The following is a 9,360-nucleotide window of genomic DNA, read 5'->3' as shown; positions in this document are numbered from 1 at the left end:
TCAGAAGTGAAACCATTCAGCGCCAATGATAGTGTGGGGCTTCCCCATGTGAAAGTAGGTCATCGCCGGGTTTTATTGAAAGCACAAAGGGTCACCCATCGGGTGGCCCTTTTTGCTTTGTGTGAATCGACTTTGAGCGACTTTGATACTTACCTGTACAGCGCAGCTGTCCCCATGTGCTCAAAAACGCAGGAGCGTTTTTGCATCAGCGCGTTGTTGGCGCTGACCCCGAAGGGGTGAGGGCAGGGACTGCCCGAATAAAGTAGGTCATCGCCGGGTTTTATTCTCTGCCCCTGTGGACAGTTCGCATCAGGCCATCCTTCGGGATGGCCTTTTGTCGTTTATGGGCTCGCATGATCGGTGAGCACGGCGACAATGACAGACGCTGGACAATCGAAACACTAGACTCCGCGCCCGGTGCCCCAGATCATCACATGTAATTGAGGGAGGACGCGTACGTCATACCAGTGTCGAGCGACAACCTGTTCGTGCAGCCATCGCATCTGTTCCATCAGTTTCTCATGCAAGGCGTTGTCATCGTCCTGCAGCGCACCGGATTGCGCGCCGGCGTTAACGGGCTGCAATGTCAGCGGCAACTCCGGATGGCGTTTGCGTAAGTCGGCGACAAAGGACAGATCTGCCTGGTTCAATACAGGAACCTTGAGATGGGCGCATCCCGTTTTGGCGATTTCAACGGCTTTTTTCAGTGCCGACCAGTCGGTTTCCATACCAGCTGAGGGTGGTTTCGGACTGAGAGTCAGATGATCTATCTGACCGAACCAGTCAGGTACGATGGAACCCTGAGTCTCCAATGCGAAACGGTAACCTTGTTGCTGGCCTGATCGCAAGAGCTCCTCAAGAGGCTGCAAGGCGGGATTGCCTCCTGAAACGACAACCCATAATGGGTCGTTCGACAACTGTTTGACTTCGTCAAGTATGTTGGAAGCTGTCATGGCACGCCATTCCTTGCGATTCCTGGGCAAGACTGCATGCAGCGTGTCACACCAGCTGCAGCGATAATCACAGCCGCCTGTGCGCACAAATACGACGGGCATGCCCACCATGGGGCCCTCACCTTGCAGAGTTGGACCGAATATCTCATCAACCAGAATACGCTTTTGCGAAGACTGATTCATGATGCGGTGCTCGGCTTGTATTCTGCCCAGGTTTTCGGCGTTTCACTGACTCTTGTGGCCGTGGTTTCAGGCCACCGCTCGATACACCAGTTGTAAATGGCCAGCGCCAGGTTTTCCGCCGTGCTGGGTGTATCGCCAAAGTGATCGTTCAAGTGTCGATGGTCAAACGTCTCATCGATCCACGTTTTCAATTCTTTCAGATCATGATAATCACGCACAAAGCCGTGTTGATTCAATTCCTGCGCTTGCAGCTCGACTTCGACGACATAATTGTGCCCGTGAAGCCGTGAGCAGGGGTGGTCCTCAGTCAGGCCGAGTAGCTGATGGGAGGCAGAAAAATGGAACTGCTTGCTGATGGTAAACACGGGCTTCAACCTTCGTGGACAGGGGCGCAAGCAGAGAAGTCAGGATCGATGTAGTCGGTCGGATCGGGTACCTGAGCCAGCATGAAGGCTTCGCGGCGCTCTACGCAGGTGCCACAGCGCCCGCAATGCCGATCATTACCCTCGTAACAGCTCCATGTGTCCGCGAAGGGAACGTCGAGTGCCGAGCCGATGCGCACGATATCGGCTTTGGAGCCATTGACAAATGGAGCCTGCAGTCGAGGACAGTGCACCCCGTCGAGGGCCTGTTTCTGCATGTCGGCAAAGGCGTAGATGAAGCCCGGACGGCAATCGGGGTAGATGAAGTGATCGCCGCCGTGCACCGCAAGTGCCACTGCATCAATGTCACGTGCAGAGGCAGTACCAAATGCGATGGTCATCATGATGGGGTTACGGTTGGGAACAACCGTGCTGCGCATGCTCTCTTCCTGATAATGCCCGTGAGGCACGTCCACCTGATCATCTGTCAGAGCGGAGCCAGGTAGCAGGGCTGCCAGGGCGCGCAGATCAACAATGTCATGGGGTACGCCGAGCTGCCGGGCACAGAGGGCTGCGCAATCGAGTTCCCGCAAATGCCTTTGCCCGTAGTTGAAGCTGATCAAGCCGGCCAGATCGGCTTCGGCTGCTACTTTCCAGGCGAGCGTGACGGAATCAAGTCCGCCGGAGCAGATTACGAGCGTCTTCATGTTGTTGTCCTTGTTTTAACCGGGTAGGCTGCGACCGGAGCGCAATGGCGCGAATTTGTCTATCGATGAACTGCGGGGCAATACTACCGTGCAGCCAAACTGTCGTCTACAGACCGGTGTGGTAAATCATGCCCAAGGCTTGTGCGTAATAGTGCGAAACGCCCCCGTTACTGCTGTCAGCCTGCTTGAAATTATTGGAGTCGCCAGACAAACAACCGCCAATGACAGGTAAGCTCGTGGTGCGACCGCACGAGCCGCAGTGAAAGCAGGGCTGTCATGGCAACAGGCAAACTGGATTACGTCTATCGATTGAGCGCGGCCCGGCTGGTCATTCTACGCATGCGCCTGTCACGCTTCATGCGCAGGAGATTTCTGTCGGGATACTCTGCGAAGGGACCCATCAGGAGTGCCGGGCTCCGTGGTCCACTGTTGATGGGGGTGGCCGTACTCTCGGGACTGCTCACCGTGGTCTGGTTTGATCATACGCGACCACGGACTGCGAAAACTCTGTCCGACAAGGTGCTGACAAGCCAGGCGCATTCGAGGGCAATGGAGAGCCTCGAGGGCAGCGGCTCTGCCGATCAGACGGTTTTTACGCCGGAGGAGCGGAATCGATCAGACAGATTGTCGGAAGAACAATCGTTATTGTCAGCCAGAGTCGATGAACTTGAACAGGAACTCATCGTCAGCTCATCCGAAAATACTTCGCTGAAGAATCTCCTGGCTGCAAGAACTGCTGAAAACGACGCACTACAGAGCGAAACACAGGAGTTGCGTCGACAACTCCGGCATTTCGAGCAAGAGCATACGCAACTGGAAGAAGCATTGCACGAGCAGGTGCAGCGATTTGCCGAGGCACAGAGTCATTGGGATGATTCAAATACGGAGCACAAGGTGATTTACAACATCACCAATATTCCGGTAGGTACTCACGTCACACAAGAACAACTGATTACCGATAGCCAGAATGCAACTGAGGTGATGTCAGAACCGAGCGTGAATACCGTTGAAAATTCGCTTGAGACCGGATCCGAGACGACCCCTGCCATCGATCAGCAGTCGTATACCTACCCGTTTGGCGCTGATGCCAATGATGTCAACAGTATCGACCCGTATCAGCAGTACCGCGATACGACCGGTGACAACGTTGGCTGGAAAGGTGATGACTATCTGGCAGACACCCTGCGAAACGGACTGAATGGCGACGATTCAGGGTCATCGGATGTCAGTTCGGATTCCGATGAGTCCGATTTCGTTGATGAGCCCGTCGAACCAGGTAGCTCTTTTCTTGGAACCGATGTCATTCGCCAGGAACCATTCTTCGGCCCGGCACCTGATCGGTATGAAGATCTGGTCGAGCCCGGTATGGCGCAGTAATGAAGTGGATGGTTCTGACGCTTCATTCAGGACGCTGATCAACCGCGGCCCTCGTGTGTGTATCCGGGAGGCCGATGGTGTATCCGTGGAAATGTGAAGTGCATGGCAGAAATCGACAATGGGCAGGCAGGGTTTCAGGCTAGAGTTGATGGCTGAAACGCAGGGCCTCACGTTTGATGCAGAACGGCGGCTTTGCGCACATCCCGCCATCGAAGGAGTATTCGAAACATGGGTTTGCCGAAATGCCTGACAGGTATTTTCATCGCTGTATTGCTTGCCGGTTGCTCCATGAATCCGGTGACGCCTGACAGGAACAATCAAGAGGCGCTACAGCTGATTGCCAGTGATCTGGTCAATGCACTGGTGCAAGTCAGATCCATTCCCGTTGCGAGCACGACGCTCAGCCTGCCTGCCGGAAGTCTTGGTGACAGTGATTTTGCGCGAGTCCTGCAAGAACGTCTCGAGCGTGTGGGCTACGCCGTCAGAACGGTAGGAAGCAACCCTGCCGACAAGGCTGTCAGCTATGCGATAGCGCAAGAGGAGGGTGGATCGGATGACAATGCCGCCGCCACTTTCACGGTGACCATCGGTTCGGTCAGTGTCAGACGACACTACGCGAACCTGAACAGTGACGAGGTATATCCGGCTGCCGCGATGCAGATCAGAGGTGCCAATGCGAGTGATCTGCAGATCAACGACAATCTCTTCAAACGCCAGCCTCCTCTAGCGCAGCGTCTGCAACAGTCTGCCAGCAATACCAGCAATACCAGTAATACCAGCAATACCAGCAGTAACGGCAGTAACGGCAGTAACGGCAGTAACAGCAGTAACGGCAGTAACGGCAGTAACGGCAGTAACGGCAGTAACAGCAGTAACAGCAGTAACAGCAGTACGTCGTCAATCAGCCCAACTGCGGTAGCATCTGTGCAGGCAACGCAGGCAACGCAGGCAACGCAGGCAACGCAGGACGATACCTCCGGCCAGATTGAAGCGATTGAAAAACCGGTTCTCGGCTTGCAGAGTGACACGCTGGCACGTCTGCAGAGAAGGCCGTTACGCAATTTTCGCGAACTGCAACGGTCCAATTTTTCGGACCTGTATCAATCCCTTGCCATTGTCAGAGAAGTGATACTGCCCTTCGGAAACGACTCCATCGAACTGGATGCGTCTGCCAGGCAGCAGATTGAACAGATCGTGGATAGCTATGACATTCAGCGTGATGTGTTTTCGGTCATAGGCTGCTCCAATGGAGCAACGTCGGTAGCGGCCGGGCCGAAAAGCCTGGCTCTGGGGCGCGCAGCTGACGTCACGTCAGTGTTGATGAGTCTGGGGGTGCCGCGGCAGTCGGTACTCGAAGAAGGTTGCTGGTCCGGTGAGCACTTTGACGAGCTGATGCCCAGGCGTGGTGTTGTACTCAGTCTGCAGCGATTCACATCTCCCTGACAATGACCACTCTGTGACCATGGCCTGTCCATGGTCGGCTGCGGTGACGATCCAGGTCACCGCGGCCCCATAAAGCCTTATTCGCTGGTGCGTGCCAGAGCCAGCACAGAGGTGCCGCTTTGTTGTACCACGTAGACGGTACGTGTGGCGTCGTCCAGTTCCAGTGACCAGCCGCTGCCGAGTTCGGCATCCAGCTCCGCCACAGTGGCGGCTGGCAGTGTGAAAGATCCATCATCGACCAGGATGCAATCAAGAGACACATTGGAATCGCTGGCGGACGCGTCGAAGGTGACATGCGCGCTCCCACCGCTATTGGCTGTCCAGCTGATGGTAGTGTTCGCCGTCAGTGATGTCCCTGTGCTGGTTGTGAAATCCGAGAGGGGATCGGCTCCGGGGAGCTGCACATTGCTGAACGCCGGAAATTCATCGCCGGGGATGTTGATGACAAGCGGTGCCGGGGCTGGGTAGGTCAAATCGACTTCCGTGGTGTATACCTGGAAACCGAAAAGACTTGTCAGCGGCATTTCCCCATAGGTATTGCCTGTGGCGCTTGCCAGTGTGATGACCTGACCGGCAGACAGTGTCTGAATATCGGTCGCGAAGTTCTCGCCCAGGTCATCTTCATCGAGTGTCGGAAACGGATTGTCCGAATCATCGTCAGCATAGACACTGCAGAAGTCCTGATTGTTCAGGGCACCGATCGCCCCGGCGAGAAGACCGGAATCGACCTGCTGTGGAAAGCGGTAGAAGCCGGCACCGGCACTGACTTCCTGATCATCAACCGACTCGTCAATGGTTACGATGCCGAATTGTGTCAGATTGCCAGAAATGTCGGTATCGACTGTGGATGAGCCATCACCCGGGGTTCCGCTGCCGTCGCCACCGGGTGTACCGTTGTCTCCGTTGTCTCCGTTGTCTCCGTTGTCTCCGTTGTCTCCGTTGTCTCCGGGGGGGGTAGTGCCACCGGATGAGTCGCTGGATGAACTGCAGGCTGTAGCTGTCAGTGCTGTCATCAGCACTAGAAAGGTCAGTTTCAACATCGGACTTGTCATCTCCCTGATGGTTGCGGCGTTTAAACCAGAGACAGAAGCTTAATCCAACTTCTCTCTCGTTTGATCACCGCTAGACGAATGTCAGTTGCACGAGGGTGAAAACATGACGTGGTCGCGCAGAACCGGTCAAGGGGGTGTCGACAATCATGGCGATAGCGACGGTTGCAACGGTTTTGGGTATAGTACTGCCATGAGGATGAGTGCCCCCAATCATCAACGTTGTTTCGCTGCCGCACGGGCGGCCGCGTATCTGTTGTTGATTGGCGCATTGCTGGCTCCCAAGATTTCCCTGGCAGTCGCCGCTACCGTCGGCAACGGTTATTCCTCGGTGATCATCTGTACCGGTGGAGGGCTGACACGAGTCTCGTTGTCGCCTCAAGGCGATATTGTCGATGATGTTTCCGATGCCTGGGTCAGCGCACATTGTGTGCTGCAGGATGACCGTACTTCGGACATGCAGCGCGCCTGGTTACGAACAGCCTTCCCGGAATTCATCGTCACCTCGCGCAGTGAAGAGGACCTGCAGTTCGCATTCACGCAACGACTGCTGCAATCCGTTGCCAATCGAGGACCACCGGCTGGCTCCTGAGCCTTGAGCTGACTATGAGTTGATGCGTGGCCCCTCTCGAGTCGGGATCGACTCCAGACAGGCTATCACCGGCCATTGGCAGGCTCCTGTCGGCTCTCGCAGGATTGGCTGAATGCACGGCATGTTTGTAAAAGGTTGCCGCGCAGCGATTCCCTCTGTTTTCATCGTGCAAATCAGGCAATCGGACCGAGAGACTTCCTCCTTGATCGATTGTGGTCGCGGCAGAATCGCATCGCGTTGATCCTCCCGTGAACCTGTTCTGAAGACAGGGTCACCGGAAATTCACTGAATGTGGTCCCACCCATGAACCTGTATAGAACATTTCCAAGGCTGACTGTCGCCGCGTTGCTGATGTCAGCGTCACTGCCGTCGCGGGCTGAGACCATGCAGGACATCACGCTGCGCTTTGCCGGTGAATTCGATGGACGAACTGCAGACTGCAATACCGACTATGACAACATCGGTGCCAAGGGAACGACTGTCGGTATAGCCGACTTTCGACTCTATGTGTCTCGCATAAGTGTTCTTGATGAAGGCGGAAACCGGGTTCCGGTGACACTGACCGAGCATGGCCCCTGGCAGCATGGAGATGTCGCCCTGCTTGATTTCGAAGACGGTAGTGGTCACTGTGCCAACGGTACGAGCCCCACCAATCATGTGATCAAGGGACAGGTTCCTCAGGGTGATTATCACGGCGTGGCGTTTGATATCGGCGTGCCGTTCGACAGCAATCATCAGGACCCGACCCTGGCCGCATCACCGCTGAATCTGACGGCCATGTTCTGGAACTGGCGTGGAGGTTACCGTTTCATGCGACTGGACTTGCTCCCCGACGTGGAGGTGGTTTCGGGCTACCCGATCGACCCACCCGGTTCTGTCTCCAGCAAGCATGAATCGGCAACGCAGACGTCCGTCTCGAAAGGGGCGGGACATGCCATGGACAAGGGGCAGAAGGCGCCTCGAAGCACAGGCTGGGCTGTGCACCTGGGATCGACTTCGTGCAAGGCTGCGTCTCCGACAAGCACGCCGGAATCGTGTGCATCGCCCAATCGGGTCGAGGTGATGTTTGAGCAGGCGGACCCATCTGCGTCGGTATTCGTGATCGACCCCGCCGCGATACTGAACAACTCCGATCTGACGCACAACACCGAGGGGACTTCTCCCGGCTGCATGTCCGCACCGAATGATCCGGAGTGCGCCGCCATCATGGAGGCTCTGGGGCTGCACTCCGGTAATGCAAGTCAGGCTCTCGTGTCCGTGCGTTGATTTCGGTGCGACAGAGCATGCCTGCATCAGCAAGGGTGAGGAGGGCGCCAGCAGTCCTTGTCTGTGCATCAGTGTTGTTGCTCGCCGCGATTTTCTGGTATCGCTTCTGGATACCGGGGGACGAGCGGCCGGTGCGGGTGGCCGAAGCCTACCGACCGCAGCAGGTCGTGACGCTGCTCGACCCGGTCGTTACCGCTGAGGCGTCTGCTCCGGCAGCGGCAGACTCGCCCGAGCCGGGAGTGGCACGGGTAAGCGATGAGGCACGAGGCGATGACGGCAACGGATACGATTGGCAGATACCGGCATGGCTACCGCCTCCACAAGTACCTGAAGACAATCCGATGACCGAGGACAAGGTCATTCTTGGCAGGCACTTATTCCATGATCATCGACTGTCCCGGGACAATACCATCGCCTGCGTCAGCTGCCATAGACAGTCGCTGGGGTTTACCGATGGCAGAGCCTTGTCCATTGGCGTGGAAGGCAGCATGACAGAGCGCAGTGCGATGGGCCTTGCGAATGTGGCGTATTCGCCAGTCCTGACCTGGGCCAACCCGCACCTGACATCGCTCGAACGACAGTCTCTGGTGCCGCTGTTCGGTGAAGAGCCGGTTGAAATGGGCATGTCGGGCCAGGAAGACAGGCTCTTCGCCAGATTGCGGGAAGATCCGCTTTACCAGGAGCTGTTCGCGAAGGCTTTTCCCGATCGAGACGGTCGCATCGAACTGGCGAGCATTACGCGTGCTCTGGCAGCCTTTCAGCGCACGTTGATTTCGGTCGACAGCCCCTACGATCGTTACAAGTACGGTGATGACAAGCAGGCTCTGGATGCAGCGGCTCTGCGTGGAGAAGCGCTGTTCTTTTCCGAAACCCTGGAATGCTATCACTGCCATCAGGGTTTCAATTTCACCGATACCTTGCGAACCGCAAACAGTGGTTTTTCCGAGGTAGCGTATTACAACACCGGTCTCTACAACCTGGACAGTCAGGGCGCATATCCGGCAGGAGGCCAGGGTTTGCATACCTTCACCGGACAGGCCAGTGACATGGGCAAGTTCAGAACCCAGTCCCTGCGCAATGTCGGTGTGACGGCACCTTACTTTCATGACGGTTCCGCCGCGACTCTGGATGATGTCATTGATCACTATGCCGCCGGAGGCAGGGCTCTGCAGGGAGCGCTGGCTGGCGATGGCAGCAGGAACCCGTTCAAGGACCCACTGATGGTGGGCTTCGAACTCGACGGAACGGCAAGAGACGATCTCAAGGCCTTTCTGCACAGTCTGACCGATGCAAGGTTTCTTTCCGATCCCCGATTTTCCGACCCCTGGCCAGAGGACCACGCTGCTCGTGGTGTTGCTGCCAGCTCTTCCACTCTTACCCGATAGAATACAACCGAGGTTCAGCTACATGATGTCCTGTTCGCATACT

At 56.3% G+C, this 9,360-nt stretch carries 10 protein-coding genes; 6 read left to right on the top strand and 4 right to left on the bottom strand.

Translation table 11 applies throughout. From position 1 onward, the window contains the following. A partial coding sequence (locus ACUNV4_RS23480; RefSeq protein WP_430881071.1) for a hypothetical protein occupies positions 1-240 on the top strand: 240 nt, incomplete at its 5' end. Positions 241-401: 161 nt separating this feature from the next. On the opposite strand, the gene queE is transcribed toward ACUNV4_RS23480, so the two are convergent. The 3 genes from queE to queC are packed head-to-tail and all read right to left on the bottom strand — an operon-like array spanning position 402 to position 2,205. Continuing rightward, positions 402-1,136 carry a 7-carboxy-7-deazaguanine synthase QueE gene (gene queE / locus ACUNV4_RS23475; RefSeq protein ID WP_430881070.1) on the bottom strand — a complete coding sequence of 245 codons (735 nt, stop codon included), beginning with the start codon at positions 1,134-1,136 and terminating at the stop codon, positions 402-404. Further along, the gene (queD, locus tag ACUNV4_RS23470) at positions 1,133-1,501 is read right to left on the bottom strand and encodes a 6-carboxytetrahydropterin synthase QueD (protein ID WP_430881069.1); all 369 of its coding nucleotides are present in this window, start codon (positions 1,499-1,501) and stop codon (positions 1,133-1,135) included. The genes queE and queD overlap by 4 nt, the downstream gene beginning before the upstream one ends. A 5-nt stretch (positions 1,502-1,506) precedes the next feature. Beyond that, complete coding sequence (gene queC, locus ACUNV4_RS23465; RefSeq protein WP_430881068.1) at positions 1,507-2,205, bottom strand: 7-cyano-7-deazaguanine synthase QueC; 699 nt, start codon at positions 2,203-2,205, stop codon at positions 1,507-1,509. Positions 2,206-2,481: 276 nt separating this feature from the next. Between queC and ACUNV4_RS23460 the strand changes: the two genes are divergently transcribed. After that, the gene (locus ACUNV4_RS23460; protein WP_430881067.1) at positions 2,482-3,582 is read left to right on the top strand and encodes a hypothetical protein; all 1,101 of its coding nucleotides are present in this window, start codon (positions 2,482-2,484) and stop codon (positions 3,580-3,582) included. A gap of 228 nt (positions 3,583-3,810) precedes the next feature. Beyond that, a complete protein-coding gene (locus tag ACUNV4_RS23455) occupies positions 3,811-5,025 on the top strand; it encodes a hypothetical protein (RefSeq protein WP_430881066.1) in 1,215 nt (404 codons plus the stop codon). Between the two features lie 77 nt (positions 5,026-5,102). Here ACUNV4_RS23455 and ACUNV4_RS23450 read toward each other — a convergent pair whose 3' ends face one another. After that, positions 5,103-6,065, bottom strand: a complete 963-nt coding sequence (locus ACUNV4_RS23450) for a hypothetical protein (protein ID WP_430881065.1) — start codon at positions 6,063-6,065, stop codon at positions 5,103-5,105. Positions 6,066-6,267: 202 nt separating this feature from the next. On the opposite strand from ACUNV4_RS23450, the gene ACUNV4_RS23445 reads away from it, so the two are divergent. The 3 genes from ACUNV4_RS23445 to ACUNV4_RS23435 all read left to right on the top strand — a co-directional run bounded on the left by ACUNV4_RS23445 (position 6,268) and on the right by ACUNV4_RS23435 (position 9,317). Beyond that, positions 6,268-6,666, top strand: coding sequence for a hypothetical protein (locus ACUNV4_RS23445; protein WP_430881064.1), 399 nt, complete (start codon positions 6,268-6,270; stop codon positions 6,664-6,666). Between the two features lie 303 nt (positions 6,667-6,969). Beyond that, complete coding sequence (locus ACUNV4_RS23440) at positions 6,970-7,932, top strand: MbnP family copper-binding protein (RefSeq protein ID WP_430881063.1); 963 nt, start codon at positions 6,970-6,972, stop codon at positions 7,930-7,932. 71 nt (positions 7,933-8,003) lie between these two features. After that, a complete protein-coding gene (locus tag ACUNV4_RS23435) occupies positions 8,004-9,317 on the top strand; it encodes an MbnH family di-heme enzyme (RefSeq protein WP_430881062.1) in 1,314 nt (437 codons plus the stop codon). The last annotated feature ends 43 nt before the right edge of the window (positions 9,318-9,360 follow it).

This window comes from Granulosicoccus sp. 3-233, assembly GCF_052681095.1.
Note: the sequence above shows the minus strand (reverse complement) of the source record. Positions and strands in the feature narration are given on the sequence as shown.

Coding starts and splice junctions, on each gene's coding strand:
- queE (WP_430881070.1), bottom strand. CDS start 1,136: ATGAATCAGTCTTCGCAAAAGCGTATTCTGGTTGATGAGATATTCGGT.
- queC (WP_430881068.1), bottom strand. CDS start 2,205: ATGAAGACGCTCGTAATCTGCTCCGGCGGACTTGATTCCGTCACGCTC.
- ACUNV4_RS23460 (WP_430881067.1), top strand. CDS start 2,482: ATGGCAACAGGCAAACTGGATTACGTCTATCGATTGAGCGCGGCCCGG.
- ACUNV4_RS23455 (WP_430881066.1), top strand. CDS start 3,811: ATGGGTTTGCCGAAATGCCTGACAGGTATTTTCATCGCTGTATTGCTT.
- ACUNV4_RS23450 (WP_430881065.1), bottom strand. CDS start 6,065: ATGTTGAAACTGACCTTTCTAGTGCTGATGACAGCACTGACAGCTACA.
- ACUNV4_RS23445 (WP_430881064.1), top strand. CDS start 6,268: ATGAGGATGAGTGCCCCCAATCATCAACGTTGTTTCGCTGCCGCACGG.
- ACUNV4_RS23440 (WP_430881063.1), top strand. CDS start 6,970: ATGAACCTGTATAGAACATTTCCAAGGCTGACTGTCGCCGCGTTGCTG.